We start from the raw sequence: 20,621 nt of genomic DNA, 5'->3' as shown, positions 1-20,621 counted from the left end.
TCCTATCCTCCGGTGCCTGACAGCCTGTCTGACTCGGCCTTCAAGGTGTTCGAGTGGGACGCCAACGGTGACGGCCGGGGGAGGCCTGCGGCCGTGCAGCACGTGCTACTGCATGAGATCGGGGACCTGCTCGGCCAGGATGCGGCCGCGGTTGGCGGGCGCCGTGGTGCGGGCAGCGGCCGAGGGTACGACGGGGTCGGCTGGTCGGCGGTGGTGCCAATCGGTGGTGGCTTGGTACGCGGCGGCCACGGCGAGCAGACGGTCCTCGCCGTACGGCTTGCCGCCGAGGATCGTGCCGATCGGCAGCCCACTCCTGGTGAAGCCGATCGGTAGCGCAAGTTCCGGAAGCCCGAGCGCGTCGAACGGTGTCGGAGAGGTCTGGACGACCACCTCGCACTGCCCGAACAGGTCGTCGAGGACCCGCTCGAGCAGCCGGAGCTTGGCGCGTTGCCCGATCAGGTATTCGTTCGCGCCGAGCAAGGCGCCCTGCAGCCATCCGGTCACGGATACACCGAAACCACGCAGGTCCGAGCGCAGCATCGGCAGGAACGGTTCGCTCCGTTCGGGCAGCCGAACGTTGTTGAAGGCGGCGTTGGTGAGTAGGTCCCACTCGTCCGGCATGGTCACGTCGACGACGGAGAGACCATCGATCCCCGCCAGCAGGTCGAGCGCGGCGGTCCGGGCGACGGCGGTTTCCGACGTACCGCTGGTGAAACCGGGAATCACGCCGATCCGGGTCCGCCAGCGCGATCGGATGCGGCCGGCCCGGACGATCGGCGTAGCTGCGGTCACCAGGTCGGGTACCGGTGGGAGCCCTTGGGTTCTGGGATCCTCCGGGTCCTCCCCGGCCATCGCCGTGAGCATGATCGCCGCGTCCATCGCATCCCGCGCCAGCGTCCCCGGGTGGTCCCGGGTGTAGCTGAGGGGCACGATGCCGTGCAGCGAGACCCGGCCCATCGTCGGCTTCAGCCCGGTCAGGTTCTGCGCGTTCGAGGGCGCCGTGATCGAGCCGCCGGTCTGCGTCCCGACACTGGACGTAGCCATCCGCGCCGCGACCGCGGTCGCGGAACCGGACGACGAACCGCCGGGATCCGTGCTCGGGTCGGCCGGCGTCCACGCGTTCACCGTGGTGATCCGGCCGTCCGGCGTGGTCGCGCGAGTCGTTGCCAACGGCCCCATCTGGGTCTTGCCCAGGACGATGCCACCGGCCGCGGTCAGCCGCCGTACGGCGGTCGCGTCGTACGGCGGCACGAAGTTCTCGAACAGGTACGAGTTCGCGGTCGTGGTCACGCCGGCGGTGTAGTAGTTGTCCTTGATCGCCAGCGGTATGCCGTGCAGTGCAGGGCCGCGGTCTCGGCCGAGCGACCGGGCGCGCGCCAGCGCCTCGTCCGCCAGCACCCGGTTGAACGCCTGGTACGTCGGATCGAATTCCTCGATCCGGTCCAGATGGGCCCGCACCAGATCCTCGGGCGTCAGCCGGCCCTTGCGGATCAGCGTGGCAGCTTCGGCGATGGTCAGTTCGCTGATGTCGACCGACCGAGCGGGTGCGTCGACGAGCGCCGCAGGCCCCGTCGGCGCAGGAGCTGCGTGAGCGATCGACGGCAGCGCGACCGAACCGACGGTAGCCGCCGCGGCCAAGGCGCTCGCGCGGTACAGGAACGAGCGTCGGTCGACCTGATCGTCCTGGGGCGCGCTCATCGTGATTCCCGGACATCGTCGATGGACGGGTACAACGCCGGTGGCGCGGCCTGCTGGGCGAGCGCGGCGTCGGTTGCGAACGTGTACGAGCTCAGCGGCAGCACGGTCGTCCGGACGAAGTCCCGCAGGCTCGCCAGCGCCGTGTCTCGGCCCGGACTCCCGGTCTGCGGATCCGGCGCCCTCCCCGGCGGCAGCTGGTCGAGATCAATACCGATCGACGCCAGACGCGCCCTGATCATCGCGTCCAGCTCGGCATCCGTCGGCTGACTGAGACCCATCCGAGTCCCCTCCCGGTCGTGGCGGCAACCATGTCGGGAACATTTATGTCACCCCGCTTCGCACCTGACATTTCCCCGATGTCAACAACACGTTGCGCCGGAGGGGTGTCCTACTCGTCGGCGTCAGCAGGAGGACGACGTCGTGGCGTGGATCGTCCGCCAGGCGGTAACTTGCGGACGAAGCTCCACTACCGCTCCGCCCGCGCCGGCCGACGCGAGATCGCTCAGCACCCACAGCGTTTCCTCGAGGTCCGTGATGTGGTCCGGCCGGTGCACCTGGTACAGATCGATCCACTCGGTGTCCAGCCGCGGCAGGCTGTCCTCGACCGCGTCCGGGAGCTGACCGCCGCCGAGACCGGGCTGACCGAGAAGACGATGTTCGGCGGCCTGGCCGTTCGATATGACCGGCCGCCCGATGAAAGGCTGGCGCGTGGTCGACTCCGATGCGCTCTCGGAGAACGATGGCCTGCGGCGTTGGGTCGACCGCGGCGTCGCGTTCGCGCGCAGCCTGCCCGCGAAGTAGGCCCCCGTCAGAGGGCCAGCTCCTGGTCGAGCCAGACGCGGTCGCGGAGCGGGATGCCGTCGATGACGATCCCGTCCGGGTATCCGGCGGCCGCGGTGAACGCGTCGCGCTCGATGCTCAGCATCCGGAATCCTCTCCGTTGGTAGAAGCGCAGGTTGTCGATGTCCGCGGCGGCGGTCGCAACCAGTAGGTGCGTCGCACCGCGTGCCCGACAGAGTGCGATGGCCTCCTCGACCAGGGCACGACCGATCCCGCCGCCACGCCTGCCGTCGATGACCGCCATGCTCTTCAGCTCGAACGTCGACGGCTCGGCTGTCGCCGTCAACTGCAGCTGGCCGACGAGCTCACCGTTGTCTTCGGCAACGAGTACGTCGCCGAGGCCGACGTACCGATCGATCTCTTGCTCCGAGTCGTCAGCAAGCCGGAAGAGCGGACGCAGTACTTCGCGGTTCCCGTCGTACAGCCGTATCAACATGCCCCCACGGTGCCATCCGTACCGCGTGCTCGTCCGCCGAATTACGGGGCGGTGACGTGATGTCAGTTGCCTGTGCTTGGGCGGGTTCAGTACGACGCCGTACGACGGTGGCCGGTAGAAGTCGGTGTGGATGCGGAGGCCGATGGCCCAGTCCGCCCTGATCGCCGCCCATCGTGCCGGGATCGAGTGTCCGGAGCAGGCTCATCCAGAACACGCCGTGCCATGCGCCGTGGTCGCGAACGTCGCCCGGAGCGAGCAGCAGGATCAGCCCCGAGACCACCACGACCATGACCACGGAACAGCTGGCGACCTGGAAGTGTCCGGGGGGCCTAGTAGCGTGCGCTGGCATGACCTTTGCGCAGCAGTTGCGGGACTATGCCGCGAGTCTGGATTGGGTGTCCGGCTTGATTGCCGGTACTGCGGCCGAGGATCTTGGCCGGCCGACTCCGTGCAGCGAATGGGACGTGCGGTTGCTGATCGGTCACCTGATCGGCACTGCGTACCGTGGTCGCGGGACCGCGACCGGGCTCCCGGCCTCGGACGTCCCGCATGTCGTGACCGATGTGCCTGACGACAAGCTGGCCGCGACCTATGCGCAGTTGGCCGCTGAGATCGGTCCCGCGTTCGCATCATTCGAGGGCGGTACGTCCGTGCGAGCGCCGTGGGGCCAGGTGACTGCGCTGGAGGCGGTCCGTGGATTCACGATCGAGACTACGACGCACGGGTGGGATCTGGCCGTCGCGACTGACCGCCCGGGTGATGCTCCACCAGGCGTGGCCGAAAGGTGTCTGGCGTCGGCCGCCGACGCGGTCCCGGCCCGGTTGCGGGGTCTGATGTACGCCGACCCGCTGACCGACGATCCGCAAAGGTCACCCACGGAGCGGCTGGCCCGCCTCCTCGGCCATCACTGACGCTCAGCCTGGCCCCCGATCGCACAGCCGCGGCAGTTTGCCGGTCTACGCGTACGACGACGTGGCAACTGAACCGCGCCTCGGTTGCAGGGAGGCCCGGTGCCTCATGTGTTGCTGAGTCCGTGGTTGCGGCGGGCCTAGGCGATCAGTGCGCCGGCGGGGGTGCGATCACCGCTGGAATGCAAGCCGTCGCTGTGGCCTCGTTCTCAAGCGTCGTCGACATCCGGGACACCGGTGCCAAGGCCGGCGACCGGTGCAGCTCACGGGACTCGAGGACATCTAGTATCCAAACCGGCATTCGCGTCGCGCGGGCTTGGTGAGTGGGTCAGCGGATTGTGGTGCCTGGGGGTAGGGAGATCAGGTCGAGTTCGGGGTGGTGGGTAGGCCTTCCCAGTCGCCTGGGGTTGAGATGGAGAAGGCGGCGGTGGTGGTGGCTCGGGTGAGTCGGTCGGGGATGGGGAGGTTGTCGAGGACGGCCGAGAGGTATCCGGCTGCGAAGGCGTCGCCGGCACCGACGACGTCGAGGAGGGGTACCTGGACGGCTGGGCAGTGGTGGTCTCGGTCGGCGGTGTGGCGGCTGGCGCCTGCGGCGCCCGGATGGCCGCCCTACGCGCCGGGCCCGCGGACCTTGCACAGCTGACCCGTGCCATCGACACCATGTACGCCGCCTTGGACCAACGCGATCTGCATACCTTCGTGTCAGCCGACGTCAACTTCCATGTCACGCTTCTGGATCTGTCCGGCAGCAAGATGTTCGACTGTCTCGGCAGCGTCATCGAGACCGCGGTCCGGACCCGGGAAACCCTCGTGTTCCCGGTCGTCGAGGCGATGCGCCGAGGTCTCGAGCTGCACCGTCAACTGGTCCAGGACATCATGACCGGCTCACCTGACCTCGAGACAACGTCCCGCCGCCTGATCGTCGACGCCCACGACGAGGCCAACATCGCCCTCGGCGTCTGGGGCTCGGGCACCGTCAACGACATACCGAGCCAGCTGTAAGCGCCGGATGCCGTCGAGCTGGCCCAGCAGTCAGAAGGTGGCGATTGGGTTGACGGGGCTGCCTGAGGTGCCGGTGAGGCGGATTGGGGGGACGGCGAGGTGGAAGTCCCATTGCTGGAGTTGGGCGGCGGTTGTTGCGCAGGCTTCGAGGTCGCAGTTGTCGAGTAGCCACAGGCCCATGGCGACGAGGCTGACGGCGTGGACCGGCATGAGTATGTCAGCGTACCCGGACGGCTGGACGTCGGAGGGGGTGTCGGCTCCGATGAGTGCGACGCCGCGTTCGTGCAGCCACGGCAGGCAGGAGGCGTGCCAGCCGGCTTGCTCGATGCCGCCGGCCGGGCCGGATTCGTGCCGGGCGCGGCCGTAGCCGGTTCGCAGGAGCACTGCGTCGCCCGGGCGCACACGCACACCCTGGCGACGTTCGGCCTCTTCGAGGTCCTCGGGATACACCCCCTCACCCGGTCCCAGCCACGGCACGTCGCGCACCGTCGCGATGTCGAGCAGGACACCTCGCGTGACGATCCCGTCCGCCGCGGCTGTGACGGCGCCCCACGCTGATCCCGTTGCGGCGTCGACCATCGTGTGGGGTCGCCCATTGTACAGCTTGCCGTCCCAGAAGATGTGGCACGGCGAGTCGAGGTGGGTGATCGTGTTGCCGTGGAACAGAATCCCGAGCCGCTCGTTCGAGAAGCCCCAGCGCCGATCGTTGTGGAACGCGGCCGGCATGTGCTCGGCCCCCGGCATCTCAGCGGCGCACGGACACGTCGTGGTTGATCGGTCCATCTCTTCTGGTACGGCGATATCCCACGCGCACGACACGCTCCTGCCGTGCCGCACAGCCCGCGCTGCCGCGAGCCGTACGTCGTCGGTGATGTGGTTCAGCGTGCCGCGCTCGTCATCTGCACCCCACCGGCCCCAGTTCGACAACGTGTCGAAGTACCCCAGCACGTCGTCTTGCGTCGGTAGCGTCATCCCGTCAACTCCTCCGGCCGCGTGGTTCGAGGCATTGAGCGAGGTTACGCGGTGAGCTGGTCCAGATGGGTTTCGACCCAGGTGCGTACGGCTTGGTGGCGAGAGGGCTCGGTCAGTTCGTCAGGACTCGGTTGGTCGGTGGCGCTCGAGGTCGGTCTTGATGGCTGCCAGGGTTTGTTCGAGCTCGGCGTCGACACCGTCGTCGTGGCCGGTCCGGAGTCTGACCGTGAGCTTCGACGTGCCGTCGGTAGCCGGGGAGGCGACCCAGGTCGGACAGGCGGTCGAAGACGATGTTCGGGGCGACGTCGATCGTGGTCCAGGCTTCGTGGTTGTTCATGAGTGCTCCTTGCGGAGGCGGAGTTCGGGGAGGATCTCGGTGCGGTAGAGGTTCATCATGTCGACGGTGTGCGGGCCCATGTTGGCGACGTACACCTCGTCGAAGCCGGCCTCGGCGTACGGCGTGAACGCGTCGACATGGTCGCCCGCCTTCGGGCCGCAGGCGACGGACTTCGCCGTGGCCTCCTTGGTCACCAGTTGGCTGGCCTGCTCGAAATGCCGGGGCGAGGGGAGGACCTGGGCGAGCTCGCCGGGCAGGCCGGAGTTGCCCCAGATCCGGTGGGCCTGGTCGATACCTTCGGCCTCGGTCGGCGCGTAGCTGACCTTGAAACCGGCCTGCGTCGGTTTGCTGCCGCCGCCGTTGTCGCGGAATCGCTGCAGCAGCTCCCGGTCCGGGGTCGTGGTGATGTAGCCGTCCGCGATCCGCGCCGCGACATCGGTTGCCTCAGGCCCGAATCCGGACATGTAGATCGGCAGCGGCTGTTGCGGCCGGGTGTAGATCCGGGCGGTGTCGACGGTGTAGTGCTTGCCGTGGTGGCTGACGAACCCGTCCTCGGTCCACAGCCGGCGCATGATCTCGACCGCTTCCTCGAGCATCTCCAGCCGGACGTCGACGGTCGGCCACACCGACCCGAGGACGTGCTCGTTCAGCGCCTCGCCGGTTCCGATCCCGAGCGTGAACCGCCCGTTCAGCAGTACGGCGCTGGTCGCGGCCGCCTGCGCGATCACGGCCGGGTGGATCCGGACCGTCGGACAGGTCACCGCCGTTGTCACGGGTAGCTCGCACACCTGCGAGATCGCGCCGATCGCCGACCAGACGAACGCGCTCTGCCCCTGCTCGTCGTTCCACGGATGGAAGTGGTCACTGATCCACAACCCGTCGAACCCGGCCTCCTCGGCCATCCGAGCCTGCTCGATCAGCTCGGCGGGTGTGTACTCCTCACTGGAGAGGAAGTATCCGATCTTCACACGCACCTCCGATGTCGTGGTGGGTGGTTATGGCTACCGGTGGCTGCGCGTGAGGTAGACGGTCGCGGCTGCTGCGCCGGTGGCGAGGGCTGTGACGAGGCCGCGATGTCGCGAGGCCCACACCTGATAGCTGCGGGCGGTCGAGCGGTCGTCGAAGGCGCCGTGGGCACCGTAGTCGCGGTCGTCGTCGGCCGGGTCCCAGAGGTTGGCGGCCTTCTCGGCCGGCTCGTCGGCCTGTTGGGACTTGTAGCCGGTCCTGGCCAGGTAGCGGTCGAGCAGGCCGGCGGCGAACTTGTTCGCGACGATGGTGGCGGCTGTCGGCGCCCCGACCCAGTACTCGCGCCGGCGCGGGTGGTCAGCGGCGTACACAACGGCGTCGGCGGCGACCTCGGGCTGGAAGATCGGCGGCACCGGCTGTGGGTGCTTCGGCAGCCGCGACAGCACCCAGGAGAACTGCGGTGTATTGACGGCAGGCATCTGCACCATCGTGACGTGGACGTTCGACTTGTCGTGCATGAGCTCGCAGCGCAGCGAGTCGTGGAAGCCTTGGATCGCGTGCTTCGCCCCGCAGTACGCCGACTGCAGCGGGATCCCGCGATAGGCCAGCGCCGAGCCGACCTGCACGATCGTCCCCTGGTCCCGCGGCTTCATCCTGGTGAGCGCCGCGCGGGTGCCGTACACATACCCGAGGTAGGTCACGTCCGTCGTCCGCTGGAACTCCTCCGGCGCGATCTCCAGGAACGGCGCGAACACCGAGCTGAAGGCGACGTTCACCCACACGTCGATCGGCCCGAGCTCCCGCTCCACCTGCTTGGCAGCGAGCTCGACCTGCTCGTAGTCAGCCACATCCACCTCGACCGGCAGCGCCGTACCGCCGGCTCGCTCAACCTCCCGAGCAGCAGCGGAAAGCCCGGCCTCACCCCGAGCCAGCATCCCCACTCGGGCGCCTCGCCGACCGAACTCCACCGCCGTGGCGCGCCCGATCCCGCCACTCGCCCCAGTCACCACCACAACCTGTCCCATACGTGCCCGGTGTCCCCGCCGAGGCACGCCCAAACGCGACCGAACGTCGTTCAGCCGCCTGTCTCGGAGTGCCGATGTACTGCCAGGTGGTCACCGCCGGGCTGGCGTGGAGCTCCTGATCCTGGCTGTACGCCGCCGCGCCCGTTGCCGCGTGCAACCAGATCGAGACCAGGAACGCGAGCCCGAAGGCGATCGCGAGCGAGTTCTCGTACAGCGTGAGGATCAGCTCGGAACCGCGCCGTACCGGCCAGGGCGCCTCGCGATCGCCGCGGTGGTCCCGGGGGTCCTCGTCCTGCGGCGCGGGCTCGTCCAGCGGCCGCGACTCGGCCGAGCCTTTCTGCACAAGGTACGCCGTGAGCAGTACGTAGCTGAACATCTGCAGGAATTCCGACTCCCAGTTCTCGAAGACCGCTTCACCGAACGACGAGGAGCCGAGGTACTGGGTGAGCGTCTGCGGCGGCCGGCCGTGGTCGGTCAACTCCGCGTTCTGCTGGGCATGACCGGTCAGCGCGAGTCCGACCAGGAACGCGAAGAACAACCCCAGGTTTGCCAGCAGCAACGCACGCAGTCGAAGCCATCGCATAGCGCCCCGGTACCCGCAATGGCCTCAGTTCATGATGCCTGCGGGGTGTACGTCGTGGCCGGCGGGGGCACGGGGAGCTATGCGGCTGACCGAGACGGCGGATGTGTGGTGGAAGAACGCGGTGATCTACTGCCTCGATGTCGAGACGTTCTTCGACACCGACGGTGATGGATCAGGGGATCTGCGTGGGGTCTGCCAACGGATCGATCATCTGGCCGATCTGGGCGTGACGTGTGTGTGGCTGATGCCGTTCTATCCGAGTCCGGATCGTGACGACGGGTACGACATCACCGACTTCTACGGTGTCGATCCGCAGCTGGGTACGCACGGGGATCTGGTCGAGCTGATCACGCTCGCTCAGGATCGCGGGATCCGGGTGATCGCGGACCTGGTCGTCAACCACACATCGAACGCGCACCCTTGGTTCCGGAGCGCTCGCGCCTCGCGGCAATCGCCGTACCGCGGCTGGTACGTCTGGCGGGACGAACCGCCGGCGAACCAGCACGAGGGCATCGTCTTCCCGGATCAGGAGACGAGCCTGTGGGAGTACGACGATGAGGCGGGCCAGTACTACCTGCACCGGTTCTACAAGTATCAGCCGGATCTCGACATCGCGAACGTCGAGGTGCGTGAGGAGATCGAGCGGGTGATCGGTTTCTGGTCGCAGTTGGGGCTGTCGGGGTTCCGCGTGGACGCCGTGCCGTTCCTGCTCGACACGACCGGGGCCGAGGACGCGGGCAACCTGCCGGACCCGCACGACTACCTGCGCGATCTGCGGTCGTTCCTGGACCGGCGGTACGGCCGGTCGATGCTCATCGGGGAGGTCAACCTGCCGTACGACGACACCCGCCGGTTCTTCGGTGACGAGGACGGTGACGAGCTGACGATGTGCTTCGACTTCATCGGGATGCAGCGGCTCTACCTGTCCCTGGCGCGCAATGACCCCGCCGAGCTGGTGAAAGCGCTGCGGCAACGTCCGCGGCCTGCCGAGGAGGGCCAGTGGGGGACGTTCGTACGCAACCACGACGAGCTCACGCTGGACAAGCTGTCCGACAGCGAGCGGCAGGAGGTCTTCGACGCGTTCGGACCGGACAAGGACATGCAGCTCTACGGCCGCGGTCTGCGCCGGCGCCTGCCGCCGATGTTGGGCAACGACCAGGCGCGGCTCAAGATGGTCTACAGCCTGCTGTTCTCGCTGCCCGGTACGCCGGTGCTGTTCTACGGCGAGGAGATCGGTATGGGCGAGAATCTCGCGATCGAGGGCCGGGGTGCTGTCCGTACGCCGATGCAGTGGACCTCCGGCCCGAACGGCGGTTTCTCGACGGCCGACCCGTCGCAGCTGAGGGCACCGGTCACCGACGGGGAGTTCGGTCCCGAACACGTCAATGTGGCCGCGCAGCGCCGGGATCCCGACTCGTTGCTCAACTGGATCAAGCTGCTTATCCGGCGCTACCGGGAGTGCCCGGAGCTGTCGTGGGGAGAGTGCACGATCCTCGAACACGACGCCCCGGCGGTCTTCGCGCACCGATCGGAGTACGAGGGTGGTGCCATCGTCACCGCTCACAACTTCGCCGCCGAAGCCGGGGAGGTAACGCTCACGGTCGCCGGCTCGGGTGTCGGACTTCGCGCGGTCGATCTTCTGCGTGACGAGACCACCGACCTGGCGGAGGACGGCACGCTGACCCTGCAACTCGGGCCCCATGCCGCCCGTTGGCTCCGCATCGTCGGCCCCGGAGACCGTTATCTGATCTGAGCCCGACCGATGTGGGAGGGTGGCCGGCGTGGGTGACGAGAAGAAGCAGGCCCATCCGGGCGAACCGCGGTTGCCGGCGGCACTTGGTGTCGTGGTCGCGGTCGCGCTGTACGCCCTGCTGCCCAGTGCCCTCCAGATCGGGCCGCGGTTCGTGATCCCCGGGCTGGAGTTGTTGCTGTTCATCCCGTTGGTCCTGGCCAATCCGCGCCGGATGAGCAAGGAGAACCGCTTGCTACGGCGGTTGTCGATCGCCCTCGTGCTGCTGATCGCGCTCTCCAACACGACCGCCCTGGTGCTCTTGATCCGCTCGCTGCTGGCGGGCCAGGCGACCGCGGGCGCCCAGTTGCTGGCGGCCGCGGGACAGGTGTGGCTCACGAACGTGCTCGTGTTCGCGCTCGCGTACTGGGAACTCGACCGGGGCGGACCCGTCACCCGCTTCCGTGTCGACCGGCCTGGACTGCCCGATGCCGATTTCCGCTTCCCCCAGGACGAGGACCATGACGCGATCAGCGAGATGGCAAGGCGATCGTCGAGCCGGTCCGGCTGGGCTCCGGGCTTCGTCGACTACCTGTATGTGTCCGTCACCAACTCGTCGGCCTTCAGCCCGACCGACACCATGCCGCTGTCGGTCCGCGCCAAGCTCCTGATGGGCGTCGAATCCGTGTCGGCCCTGATGACCTCCATCCTCGTCGTGTCGTTCGCCATCGGCCTCCTGGGGCACTGACCCTGGCCGGATCCAGGGCATGTGGCCGGGTACTCGCAAGTGTGCGACTTCGCCGGAGCCATCCCGACAAGCCGGGCCTGACGCGTCAGCAAGCACAAGGTCGTCTTCGACTTCGTGGCGAAGGGCGGCCTGCAGCGCACCCTCGAGCTCGACGATCCGCACCTGGCCACGGCGGTGCGCTCGTTGAAGCGCGGCCGGCACCAGAATCCGCTGCTGCTGGTGTATCGCGAAACGGCGCCTATCACGAACTCGACGCCGACGCCGTCAACGGGCGTTTCCAGGAACTCGTCGGTGCCGACTACACCGTCAAGGACCTGCGGACCTGGACCGCCACCGTACACGCCGCTTCGTACGTCGACCCGCGCGTGATCGAGCAGTACGAACACGGCCACACGATCGCCGGCGCCGTACACCGAGCCGGCACGAACCTGGAGAACGCCCAGGTGCGCGCAACCCTGGAACGCTCGGTGAGCCGTCTGCTCAACGTTCGCATGCGCTGATGGGTCCCGGGTACCGGGTGCAGGAGGCACGAATCGAAGGACGTCTGAATCAGCGGAGGACCAGATGAGCAGGATCGCATTCCTCGTGGCCGCGGAGGGAATCGAGCGGGTCGAGTTGACGGAGCCGTGGAAGGCGGTCGAGGACGCCGGCCATGGGCCGGTCCTGGTGAGTCCGGACACCGGGCAGGTGCAGACCTTCGATCATCTGACCGCAGCCGTGAAGTTGCCGGTCGACCAGGTGGTCGGTGACGTCGCGGCGGACGAGTTCGATGCTCTCGTTCTGCCAGGAGGTGTGGCGAATCCCGACGCATTGCGCCGTGATGGCACGGCGGTTGCCTTCGTCAAGGACTTCGTTGCCTCCGGCAAGCCGGTGGCGGCGATCTGCCATGCGCCGTGGACCTTGATCGAGGCCGGCGTCGTTGCTGGACGGACGCTGACGTCGTGGCCCAGCCTGCAGACCGATCTGCGGAACGCCGGGGCTACGTGGGTCGATCAGGAAGTCGTGATCGACGGGAACCTGATCACGAGTCGGAATCCGGACGATCTGCCGGCCTTCTCGGATGCTCTCCTCAAGGCGCTCGGCTGACGAGCAGCAAGAGCTGAGGGGAAGACCGACCGGTGGGCCGTACATCTCGCCGAACTCTTGGCCACGGGCCTTCAGGAGGATTGATATGAGCACGACAGTTGGCGACTACATCCTGCAGCGGCTTCGCGAGTGGGGTGTCGATCATGTCTTCGGGTACGCCGGTGACGGGATCAACGGGTTGTTGTCGGCGTGGGAGAGGGCCGACAACCAGCCGAGGTTCGTGCAGGCGCGGCATGAGGAGATGGCGGCGTTCGAGGCGGTCGGGTATGCGAAGTTCACCGGACGGGTCGGGGTGTGTGCGGCGACCAGTGGACCGGGTGCGATTCATCTGCTGAACGGGTTGTACGACGCGAAGCTCGATCATGTGCCGGTGGTGGCGATCGTCGGGCAGACGGCGCGGAGTGCGATGGGTGGCAGCTATCAGCAGGAGGTCGACCTGCACACGCTGTACAAGGATGTTGCCTCGGATTACTGCGAGACGGTGATGGTTGCGGAGCAGTTGCCGAACGTGCTCGATCGGGCGATCCGGATTGCGGCGTCGCGTCGTACGGTCACTGCGCTGATCATTCCGTCGGACCTGCAGGAGCTGGAGTACACGGCGCCGTCGCATGCGTTCAAGATGGTGCCGTCGAGCACGGACCTGAGCTGGTCGGCGCCGGTCCCGGCGGCCGCGGATATCGAGCGGGCCGCGGAGATCCTGAACGCGGGCGAGAAGGTCGCGATTCTCGTCGGCCAGGGCGCGCGAGGTGCGGTGGACGAGGTCACGCAGCTGGCTCAGCTGACCGGTGCCGGTGTGGCTAAAGCCCTGCTGGGCAAGGACGTGCTGCCGGATGATCTGCCGTGGGTGACGGGGTCGATCGGGTTGCTCGGCACGAGGCCGTCGTACGAAATGATGATGGACTGCGACACGTTGCTGGTGGTCGGGTCGAACTTCCCGTACAGCCAGTTCCTGCCGCCGTTCGGTCAGGCGCGGGCGATCCAGATCGATCACGATCCGACGATGATCGGGATGCGGTATCCGTTCGAGGTGAATCTGGTCGGTGATGCGACGCGGACCCTGCACGAGTTACTGGCATTGGTCCGGCCGAAGAACGACCGGTCGTGGCTGGAAGGTATCGAGGCGAACGTCTCGCGCTGGTGGGAGGTGATGGAGCGGCGCGCTAATACGTCGGCCGATCCGATCAATCCGGAGCTTGTGTTCCATGAGTTGTCGCCGCGGCTGCCGTCGAACGCGATCCTGGCGGCGGACTCGGGCTCGGCGGCGAACTGGTATGCGCGGCACATCCGGATGCGGGGTGAGATGCGCGGGTCGTTGTCCGGGACGCTGGCGACGATGGGGCCCGGGGTGCCGTACGTGATCGGTGCGAAGTTCGGGCTGCCGGACCGGCCGGGGTACGCGTTGGTGGGGGACGGCGCGATGCAGATGAACGGGATCAACGAGCTGATCACGATCGCGAAGTACTGGCAGGAGTGGGCGGATCCGCGGCTGGTGGTGGCCGTGCTGCACAACAACGATCTGAACCAGGTGACGTGGGAACTGCGGGCGATGGGAGGCTCGCCCCAGTTCCTGCCTTCTCAGGAACTGCCGGAGTTCCCGTACGCCGGGTTCGCGCGGCTGCTCGGGCTGCACGGGGTGACCGCGGAGAAGCCGGAGGAGGTCGGGCCGGCGTGGGACGAGGCGTTGCGGGCGGACCGGCCGTGCGTGGTGGAGTTCCGCACCGATCCCGCCGTACCCCCGATCCCGCCGCACGCGACCTGGGACCAGCTGGAGAAGGCGCTGGAATCGATCGTACGCGGCGACACCGACCGGGTGAACATGGTCAAGGAAGGCGTGAAGTCAAAGGTGCAGGAATTCCTGCCAGGCAAGTCATGACCACCGCGCCGATCAAGTCGGTCCGCGCCTCGGCGTACACGGTCCCGACCGACACGCGCGAGGCGGACGGAACGTTCGAGTGCGACAGTACGACGCTGACCCTGGTCGAGATCTCTGCCGCCGGACGCACCGGGACGGGCTGGACCTGGGGGCCGGGATGGCGATGTCGGCGGTCGACTGCGCACTGTGGGATCTCAAGGCACGGGTGATGAAGCTGCCGCTGCATCGGCTGCTGGGGGCGGTTCGTCGGGCACGGGCCAGAAGCCGAGGCGGATGGTGGCGTGGTTGAAGGTGGCGGGCATCGGGCCCGCGAGTTTGGCGCGGGTGGTCGGGTCGACGTCGAGGTGGTAGCGGTCGGCGACGTAGCTGACCGCGGTGCTGGTGGTCAGCAGGACCACGTTGCGGCCAGGGCATTCCGCCGGACCGGCGCTGAACGGGATCAGTGGCCAGGATCCGTCGGCGCGGCCGTCGAGCCAGATGGACGGTTCGAAGCGGTTGGCGAAGTCGAGGGCCCGGTCGTCGCGGTGGAAGACGGAGCTGATGATTGCGAACTCGGTTCCGGTCGGAGCGGTCTTGCCGCGCCAGCCGGTGTCCCTGGTCGACTCGCGCAGAACGACGAGAGTGGTCGGCCACAGCCGGAGGGATTCCTGGACAGCTGCGCCGGCTTGCGCGAGAAGCGGTGAGGCGTCCGGATGTCGAGCCTCGGTGATGATGGGGTCGAGCGTCGACGGGTGCGCGGCGAGTACGGCGAACAGCCGCCACAGTGCGATGCCTGCGGCGTCGAACGCGAACAACCAGTGCGGGACCTGACCGGCCGGATCGAGACTGCTGTCGTCGGTGTCGAGCAGGCTGACCAACGACCCGGGCTCCGACTTGGCGACGTACGCCGCCAGGACGCCGAGGAAACGTTCCCGGACCTCCCCGCGGCGCGGGCGGAACTCTGCCCAGTTGGCGTCGGCGCGGAGCTGGTCGAGGTCCGCAGTGACCTCGGTGTCGTCGCGGGCCGCGTCGCCGAGGACGATCCGCCGTACGACGCGCGACCAGATCGACCGGAACTGGTCCCATCCGAGGGTCCCGGTCAGGGTGTCCAGCTCCTCCCGCACGACCTCGAGCATGCGGTGTCCGTGCTCGTGGACCGGCTGATGGGTGCCGAGGGCTTGTTCGTTCAGCTCGCGGCGGGCGGCCCGCAGAGGCGGATCGGTGACGAGGACCGCGTGTGGCTGGAAGTGGCGTAGGGCGCCGGCCTTCTCGGTGGTCGCGGCGCTGAACGGATCGGGTGTCTCGGCGAGCACCCGGCGTACGTCGGCCGCGGCGAGCACGAGCCCGATCGTCCGGCCGCCGATGCGGAACAGCAGCGGCCCGTCGCCGTACCTCTCGCGGAACCTGCGCACCAGCCGCAGCGCTCGGTCGTCGGCGTGGACCTTCTCCGCGAGCGTGCCCAGCCGCGGCCGGCGGAGGATGGCTCCCTGCGCAACCAGCGGCAGGAAGATGTCCCGAACGGCACGTGAGGTGTCGAGTGGCGAGGCGATCGGCAGCATGCCTCCCAGGTGTCCGCGCGCCGAACGGGCCAAACGCGACGAGCGACCTGCGCGGGGGAACTGGGGCGTCGTTCCTCAGGCGTGGTCACCGTCGAGGAGTTCGTGGATCTTCTCGAGGGCTTGCTGGATGTCGGTGTGGTTGTACTGCGCGGCCCGGGACTCGGCGCTGATGACGCCGCAACGGTGGACGCGGCGGAAGTCGCCGTACGGGAACTCGTAGTGCCCCTTGGTCTCCTCGTCCATCTCGTCGTCGACACCGAGGAACCACAGGCTGTAATCGTTCCAGCCGTGCTTGTCCAGGTACGCATTCTGCTCAGCCGCGGTCGGGGCGTGCTCGCTCCAGTCGTCCCGCTCGTCCTTGGTCGTCTGCCCCTTGCCGACCAGGTGCTTCGCGTGCTCGAACGCCTTGTCGTTCAGCTTCACAGTCATATCCGACCGGTTCCCGCCTGGTCGCACCTGAATCAGACTGACGGGCTCCGGGGCGAATGTGCCTGGGTATCGGCCAGCTGACGAGTTGTTTGCGGAGAGCAACAGTTTGTGGAGGTCATGATGAGTACGACGCCTGTGCCGCCCGTGCCGCCACTGCCTGATCCGACGGACCCTGACCGTCCGGGCCGCGACGACCCGGACACCACACCGTACCCGGATCCCGAGCCGCAGCCGGACGAAGATCCCGACGAGCAACTCCCGAGGCCTGACCGTCCGTGATCCCACGGACGGACCCGGGGACGAGGAGACCTGCGGCGATGGACGTTGCGGATCGGGCACCTGCCGACGGGCCCGCCCTGAACACGGCCTGGTTCCAGCGCGAGCTGGAGCAGGAACGGGAGTTCAGGCTCGAGCAGCTGATCAGCCTGTCCTACGCGGCCGACACGCCTTGTTCGGCGGCTCTCGACGAAGTCCGGGCCACGTTGACGGCCGGAGCCAGGCGTGCGGTGGCAGAGATCGACGCCGCGCTCTTCCGCCTCTCACGAGGCAGGTTCGGCACCTGCGAGCGCTGCGGCCGCCCGATCCCGGTCCACCGCCTGGCAGCGCTCCCGACCATCAGACTGTGCCTACCATGCGAACGCGCCCAGCTCGGCCGCTGATGGTGATCCCCAATGGATACAGCGGGTGCGGCACCCGTGGGGCATACCCGTCGGCCTGCGGGTCCGGCGTACCGAACCCATCGCTTCGCCGAGTGGCGCCCGCGGCCGGGATCGTGAAGCCGACGTCGTTCGGCGCCTGGAAGACCTCGGCGCTGACGTGATGCGCACCGTCTTCGTTGCCCACGACACCGATCAAGGGCACCTTCCCGTACGCCGAGGGCCGGCCACTCGCCAGCACGTAACGTTGTCATGAGCAACCTCCATCGCACAGGCCTCTGAACCGCCCGGTAGCCGTGGGAGACGGCGGCAGAGTTCGTCGCTGAGGGAGTCAAGGTGTATGGCGAGCCTCAGTTCTGCCTCACTCCTCGGCTTCGCGCTGCACTTTCTGCTGCAGTTTGTCCTTCGGTAGTCCGGACGCGCCGGTGATGTCGGCGTTGCGCGCTTGCTGCGCGAGTTGGTCGCGGGTCATCTCGCCTGGTTGTTCGCCGAGGTGCTGCTTGCGGCTCGCGGCGAACGCTTGGCCGAGTTCGATACGGCGTTCGTCGGACAGGTTGGAGCGCATGCCGGGAAGGACCTTGGTCTCTTCTTCCTCGACGTGGTGCGACACCGCGTCGATCAGGTTCTGCAGCACGGTCTCGAACTGGGTCGACTCCGGATCGGTGTTCGCGAGTTCGGCCAGTAGCTGATCGGCCTCGATGTGTTCTTGCTGGCTGTGCGAGACCTCGTCCTTCTCACCGGCTTCCGCGGCCGCGACCGGGTACACCTCGGCTTCTTCGGCCCGGCTGTGCGCGGTCAGCAAGGTGGTCAGTACGGGCAAGAGGTTCGGCCGCTTGTCCGGATTCTGCTTGAGCTCGTCGAACAGCCGCTCCACCTCGCGGTGGTCCTGCATGATCAGATCAACTACGTCGCCTGGCATTTCGCTGTCCCCTCAGGTTCGGATGGGTGCTCGGCAGGTACCCAGACGCAATCCTGATCACCGGAGTCCGTCGTACCCGAGCTCACCTGCAGCTGAACTAGTGCAGCGGCATTGGGCATTGGGGTTCGGTGGCTACGTCGGCGAGATCGTAGGCCGTCAGGGGACACCGCCGGCAGTACAGCAGTCCGTCGCGAGGGTCGGTGAACAGTTCGTGCCCGTGCGGCTGTCGGGTGGCGGGGCATCGGGTCTTGTGGGGCTCATGCCGGTCGGTGAAATGGGCACCGCATCGGACGCAGATCCACCCTGCGGGGACGAGCCCTGTGGTCGTCACCCGCTGTGCGTCAGCCACCCAATGGCCGTTGATCTCGACGAAGAACCCCGTCACGCCTCGTCTCCGAACGCTGTGAACAACGTCCAGAGTGCCCGGCGGTGCCGATCTCAATCCAGGTGCTACGGGGTCAGGAGAACCTTTGCTCGCTCCGAGGTCGAACGTTTCGGGTCGGCCGATCTGGGCACCAATTGCTTGCCGTCCAACAGGGGGCGGGTGATTGTGGGGGGATCTTCGGAGGCGTCCGTGGAAATCGGTGACCCGGCAGTGGTACCTCAAGCGGCCGTCGACTCGCCGGATACTGCCTCTGTGTTTGCCCGGCTCGCGCTCGAGTTGCATGCCTCCGGCGGAGTCGAGGAGACGGTCCAGGCCGTGGTCGAGTTCGCGCTGCAGGCACTGAGCTGTTCGTACGCCGGTGTCGCGCTGGCGACTCGCTCCGGGCCCGACGTTCCTGCGGTGACTGATCCCGTCGTGGAGGAGATCTACCGGTGGCAGATGGCCGACCAAGCGGGACCGCTGACGGCATCCATGCGCGATCACACCACGATCCTGGTACGCGACACCGAGTCTGACGACCGGTGGCCTGACTGGGCAGCGAAGGTATTGTCGTTGGGGGTTCGCAGCGTTCTCGACGTACCTCTGACCACCGCGAGCGGCACTGTCGGCGTTCTGGGGCTCTACAGCTCGGCGCCCGACGCGTTCGACGCCGACGACGAGGCCGTGGCGCACATCTTGGCGCGGCACGCATCAGTGGCGGTGGCGACCGCCCGCAAGGAGCAGACGCTCGCCCGCGCGGTCGACGCCCGCAAGCTGGTCGGGCAGGCGATGGGGATCCTGATGGAGCGTTACAACCTCGACGGCGACCGTGCGTTCGCGATCTTGAAGCGCTACTCCCAAGACACCAACACCAAGCTGCGCGACGTCGCCCAGCAGTTGATCGACACTCGTCGGCTGCCGCGGTAGCCGCGCTCGGTGCCCGGGTTCAAGCTGATCGCTGAGGCGTACTCGCCGACCGAGAGAGGCTGGTGGGAATGGTCGCCGGTACGCCGACGTGCCGCTGTCGTGGGCCCCGACCGAGCTGGTTTCGCGCGAACAGACCTGCTCCCGGCGTTGCGCGAACTCCAGCGATCACCGGCGTGTCCCCGGGTCGTCGCGGGTACCGGGTGGGGCGACTCGAGGAAGGTGACGTGCCAGTGAGGTTCATGACGTGGAACGTCTGGGGACGGTTCGGGGATCGCTGGATGCAGCGGCAGCGGGCGATCATCGATACGGTGCGGGGACAACGACCGGATTTCGTTGCCCTGCAGGAGACCTGGCATCGCGACGGCCAGGCGCAGACCGGTCTGCTCGGGTTCGAGCTCGGCATGAAGTCGGCGTTCGCTCCGTCGCGGATGCCGCAGGACCCGGACCCCGACGTACAGCTCGGACTCGGCATTCTCAGCCGGTTTCCGTTGTGTGAGGTCGAGCAGCACCAGTTGTCTACCGGCACTGTCGCGTTGCGCGCGGAGATCCGGCTCGGAACGAGCAGCTTGCATTTCATCACCAGCTGTCTGGATTGGGAGCAGGACCATCAGCAGGAGCGCCTGGATCAGGCAAGTTCGCTCTCTGCGCTGGTGTCTGAGCTGCGAGCTGGTGGTGACGCCGTGGTTCTTGCCGGCGACCTCAATGCCCCGCCCGATCACCCGGAGCTCGAGCCGTTGCTCGCCGTACTCGACGACTGCTGGCAGCCACGGACGTCAAACGGCACCACGTACAGCTCACGCAACCCCTATCTGGGCAACGGCGAGTGGCTGGAGGACGAGCGCATCGACTACATCATGGCCGACGGCAATCTGGTCCCAGCCGGCTCCCGGCTGGCGGGCTTTCACGAGGACCATGGCCGCCCGCCTTCTGACCATTACGCGGTGGTCGTCGATGTACCTGTCGTCTGAGCAGGCCTGGTAGGCGCCGTGATGACGCAGAACTCGTTGCCTTCGGTGTCGCGAAGTACGACGAAGCTGTGCTCCTCGGGATACGGCCAGTTGTCGGGGCGGGTGGCGCCGAGCTTCAGGAGCCGCTCGATGTGGCCGTCGCGGTCGGAGGTGTAGAGATCGAGATGTACAGGGCGCGGTCCATGTCGGTCGCATTCACGCAGACCGTCGCGAGTCGGAGATCCCCGACCTCTTCGGGTCGTTCTGTTGTAGTCGGCATACGTTTCCGGTGCCCCGCGACCTGCCGGTCTAACTGGGGGCGTGCCCTCGGTTGGGCCAGGAGCGTGCATGAGTGTCTGATCGAGGCGAGCGTCGATGACATGCTCGCGATATGCCGATCGCCAGCAGACCCGGGCATCTGCCTGGTTGCGTCTGTTCTTGGTGGGTACCGAAATGCATGGCGCCGGGTTGATGCCCCCGAGTCGCCCGGCGCGGCGGCCTCTGTGTTCAGAAGAGCAGCACCGGGGCCGACCGGTTGCAGCCGGAGCCAGAGAGGTGCGGGCCCGGGGCCCGCACCTCTCGTATGTGCCGCCGGCCGAGTCATCCACGCGGCCGTTCTGCTGCCGCGAGACGGCATG

At 67.6% G+C, this 20,621-nt stretch carries 24 protein-coding genes and 1 pseudogene; 12 read left to right on the top strand and 13 right to left on the bottom strand.

Annotated elements, in window-relative coordinates:
* Window positions 1-105: 105 nt before the first annotated feature.
* The 4 genes from ABT313_RS01010 to ABT313_RS00995 form a co-directional block, all read right to left on the bottom strand.
* Window positions 106-1,698 carry an amidase gene (locus ABT313_RS01010; protein WP_350847278.1) on the bottom strand — a complete coding sequence of 531 codons (1,593 nt, stop codon included), beginning with the start codon at window positions 1,696-1,698 and terminating at the stop codon, window positions 106-108.
* On the bottom strand, window positions 1,695-1,976 hold the full coding sequence (locus ABT313_RS01005) for a hypothetical protein (RefSeq protein ID WP_350847276.1): 282 nt from the start codon (window positions 1,974-1,976) through the stop codon (window positions 1,695-1,697). Before ABT313_RS01005 ends, ABT313_RS01010 begins: the two co-directional genes overlap by 4 nt.
* Window positions 1,977-2,099: 123 nt before the next feature.
* Window positions 2,100-2,378, bottom strand: a complete 279-nt coding sequence (locus ABT313_RS44685; RefSeq protein ID WP_502883942.1) for an aldo/keto reductase — start codon at window positions 2,376-2,378, stop codon at window positions 2,100-2,102.
* A 128-nt stretch (window positions 2,379-2,506) separates the two neighbouring features.
* A complete protein-coding gene (locus tag ABT313_RS00995) occupies window positions 2,507-2,974 on the bottom strand; it encodes a GNAT family N-acetyltransferase (protein ID WP_350847274.1) in 468 nt (155 codons plus the stop codon).
* Between the two features lie 347 nt (window positions 2,975-3,321).
* Between ABT313_RS00995 and ABT313_RS00990 the strand changes: the two genes are divergently transcribed.
* Complete coding sequence (locus tag ABT313_RS00990) at window positions 3,322-3,885, top strand: TIGR03086 family metal-binding protein (RefSeq protein ID WP_350847272.1); 564 nt, start codon at window positions 3,322-3,324, stop codon at window positions 3,883-3,885.
* A gap of 357 nt (window positions 3,886-4,242) precedes the next feature.
* Here ABT313_RS00990 and ABT313_RS00985 read toward each other — a convergent pair.
* Window positions 4,243-4,467: pseudogene (locus ABT313_RS00985) on the bottom strand (carbohydrate kinase family protein); the annotation flags it as partial.
* Window positions 4,468-4,482: 15 nt separating this feature from the next.
* On the opposite strand from ABT313_RS00985, the gene ABT313_RS00980 reads away from it, so the two are divergent.
* Window positions 4,483-4,884 carry a FadR/GntR family transcriptional regulator gene (locus tag ABT313_RS00980; protein WP_350847270.1) on the top strand — a complete coding sequence of 134 codons (402 nt, stop codon included), beginning with the start codon at window positions 4,483-4,485 and terminating at the stop codon, window positions 4,882-4,884.
* Window positions 4,885-4,914: 30 nt separating this feature from the next.
* Here ABT313_RS00980 and ABT313_RS00975 read toward each other — a convergent pair whose 3' ends face one another.
* The 4 genes from ABT313_RS00975 to ABT313_RS00960 all read right to left on the bottom strand — a co-directional run bounded on the left by ABT313_RS00975 (window position 4,915) and on the right by ABT313_RS00960 (window position 8,767).
* Window positions 4,915-5,856 (bottom strand): cyclase family protein, encoded by a 942-nt coding sequence (locus tag ABT313_RS00975; protein ID WP_350847268.1) that lies wholly within the window; start codon window positions 5,854-5,856, stop codon window positions 4,915-4,917.
* Between the two features lie 333 nt (window positions 5,857-6,189).
* Window positions 6,190-7,161 (bottom strand): TIGR03557 family F420-dependent LLM class oxidoreductase, encoded by a 972-nt coding sequence (locus tag ABT313_RS00970; protein WP_350847266.1) that lies wholly within the window; start codon window positions 7,159-7,161, stop codon window positions 6,190-6,192.
* A gap of 33 nt (window positions 7,162-7,194) precedes the next feature.
* Complete coding sequence (locus tag ABT313_RS00965) at window positions 7,195-8,184, bottom strand: SDR family oxidoreductase (RefSeq protein WP_350847264.1); 990 nt, start codon at window positions 8,182-8,184, stop codon at window positions 7,195-7,197.
* Window positions 8,078-8,767 carry a DUF6766 family protein gene (locus tag ABT313_RS00960; protein ID WP_350847262.1) on the bottom strand — a complete coding sequence of 230 codons (690 nt, stop codon included), beginning with the start codon at window positions 8,765-8,767 and terminating at the stop codon, window positions 8,078-8,080. The genes ABT313_RS00965 and ABT313_RS00960 overlap by 107 nt, the downstream gene beginning before the upstream one ends.
* A 79-nt stretch (window positions 8,768-8,846) precedes the next feature.
* Between ABT313_RS00960 and ABT313_RS00955 the strand changes: the two genes are divergently transcribed.
* From ABT313_RS00955 to ABT313_RS00935, 5 genes are all read left to right on the top strand, one after another.
* On the top strand, window positions 8,847-10,520 hold the full coding sequence (locus ABT313_RS00955; RefSeq protein ID WP_350847261.1) for an alpha-amylase family protein: 1,674 nt from the start codon (window positions 8,847-8,849) through the stop codon (window positions 10,518-10,520).
* Window positions 10,521-10,548: 28 nt separating this feature from the next.
* The gene (locus tag ABT313_RS00950; protein WP_350847260.1) at window positions 10,549-11,244 is read left to right on the top strand and encodes a hypothetical protein; all 696 of its coding nucleotides are present in this window, start codon (window positions 10,549-10,551) and stop codon (window positions 11,242-11,244) included.
* A 41-nt stretch (window positions 11,245-11,285) separates the two neighbouring features.
* A complete protein-coding gene (locus ABT313_RS00945) occupies window positions 11,286-11,744 on the top strand; it encodes a hypothetical protein (protein ID WP_350847258.1) in 459 nt (152 codons plus the stop codon).
* Window positions 11,745-11,808: 64 nt separating this feature from the next.
* Window positions 11,809-12,330 carry a type 1 glutamine amidotransferase domain-containing protein gene (locus ABT313_RS00940; RefSeq protein ID WP_350847256.1) on the top strand — a complete coding sequence of 174 codons (522 nt, stop codon included), beginning with the start codon at window positions 11,809-11,811 and terminating at the stop codon, window positions 12,328-12,330.
* A gap of 85 nt (window positions 12,331-12,415) precedes the next feature.
* Window positions 12,416-14,203, top strand: a complete 1,788-nt coding sequence (locus tag ABT313_RS00935; RefSeq protein WP_350847254.1) for a thiamine pyrophosphate-requiring protein — start codon at window positions 12,416-12,418, stop codon at window positions 14,201-14,203.
* Window positions 14,204-14,397: 194 nt separating this feature from the next.
* Here the strand turns inward: ABT313_RS00935 and ABT313_RS00930 are convergent, their stop codons facing one another.
* On the bottom strand, window positions 14,398-15,741 hold the full coding sequence (locus ABT313_RS00930) for a cytochrome P450 (RefSeq protein WP_350847252.1): 1,344 nt from the start codon (window positions 15,739-15,741) through the stop codon (window positions 14,398-14,400).
* 75 nt (window positions 15,742-15,816) lie between these two features.
* The gene (locus tag ABT313_RS00925; protein ID WP_350847250.1) at window positions 15,817-16,170 is read right to left on the bottom strand and encodes a hypothetical protein; all 354 of its coding nucleotides are present in this window, start codon (window positions 16,168-16,170) and stop codon (window positions 15,817-15,819) included.
* Window positions 16,171-16,290: 120 nt separating this feature from the next.
* Here ABT313_RS00925 and ABT313_RS00920 point away from each other — a divergent pair, with 120 nt between their 5' ends.
* The 3 genes from ABT313_RS00920 to ABT313_RS00910 are packed head-to-tail and all read left to right on the top strand — an operon-like array spanning window position 16,291 to window position 16,990.
* On the top strand, window positions 16,291-16,449 hold the full coding sequence (locus tag ABT313_RS00920; protein WP_350847248.1) for a hypothetical protein: 159 nt from the start codon (window positions 16,291-16,293) through the stop codon (window positions 16,447-16,449).
* Window positions 16,450-16,487: 38 nt separating this feature from the next.
* On the top strand, window positions 16,488-16,829 hold the full coding sequence (locus tag ABT313_RS00915; RefSeq protein WP_350847246.1) for a TraR/DksA family transcriptional regulator: 342 nt from the start codon (window positions 16,488-16,490) through the stop codon (window positions 16,827-16,829).
* Window positions 16,802-16,990, top strand: a complete 189-nt coding sequence (locus tag ABT313_RS00910) for a hypothetical protein (RefSeq protein WP_350847244.1) — start codon at window positions 16,802-16,804, stop codon at window positions 16,988-16,990. The genes ABT313_RS00915 and ABT313_RS00910 overlap by 28 nt, the downstream gene beginning before the upstream one ends.
* 197 nt (window positions 16,991-17,187) lie before the next feature.
* Here the strand turns inward: ABT313_RS00910 and ABT313_RS00905 are convergent, their stop codons facing one another.
* Window positions 17,188-17,745 carry a hemerythrin domain-containing protein gene (locus tag ABT313_RS00905; RefSeq protein ID WP_350847242.1) on the bottom strand — a complete coding sequence of 186 codons (558 nt, stop codon included), beginning with the start codon at window positions 17,743-17,745 and terminating at the stop codon, window positions 17,188-17,190.
* Window positions 17,746-18,382: 637 nt separating this feature from the next.
* Here ABT313_RS00905 and ABT313_RS00900 point away from each other — a divergent pair.
* On the top strand, window positions 18,383-19,036 hold the full coding sequence (locus ABT313_RS00900; RefSeq protein ID WP_502883925.1) for a GAF and ANTAR domain-containing protein: 654 nt from the start codon (window positions 18,383-18,385) through the stop codon (window positions 19,034-19,036).
* A gap of 239 nt (window positions 19,037-19,275) precedes the next feature.
* The gene (locus ABT313_RS00895) at window positions 19,276-20,004 is read left to right on the top strand and encodes an endonuclease/exonuclease/phosphatase family protein (protein ID WP_350849822.1); all 729 of its coding nucleotides are present in this window, start codon (window positions 19,276-19,278) and stop codon (window positions 20,002-20,004) included.
* On the opposite strand, the gene ABT313_RS00890 is transcribed toward ABT313_RS00895, so the two are convergent.
* Window positions 19,971-20,333 carry a VOC family protein gene (locus tag ABT313_RS00890; protein WP_350847240.1) on the bottom strand — a complete coding sequence of 121 codons (363 nt, stop codon included), beginning with the start codon at window positions 20,331-20,333 and terminating at the stop codon, window positions 19,971-19,973. The two genes, ABT313_RS00895 and ABT313_RS00890, sit on opposite strands and share 34 nt — an antisense overlap.
* Between the last annotated feature and the right edge of the window lie 288 nt (window positions 20,334-20,621).

Source organism: Kribbella sp. NPDC000426 (assembly GCF_040300265.1).
Taxonomy (GTDB): domain Bacteria; phylum Actinomycetota; class Actinomycetes; order Propionibacteriales; family Kribbellaceae; genus Kribbella.
This window is presented reverse-complemented; position numbering and strand designations above follow the sequence as displayed.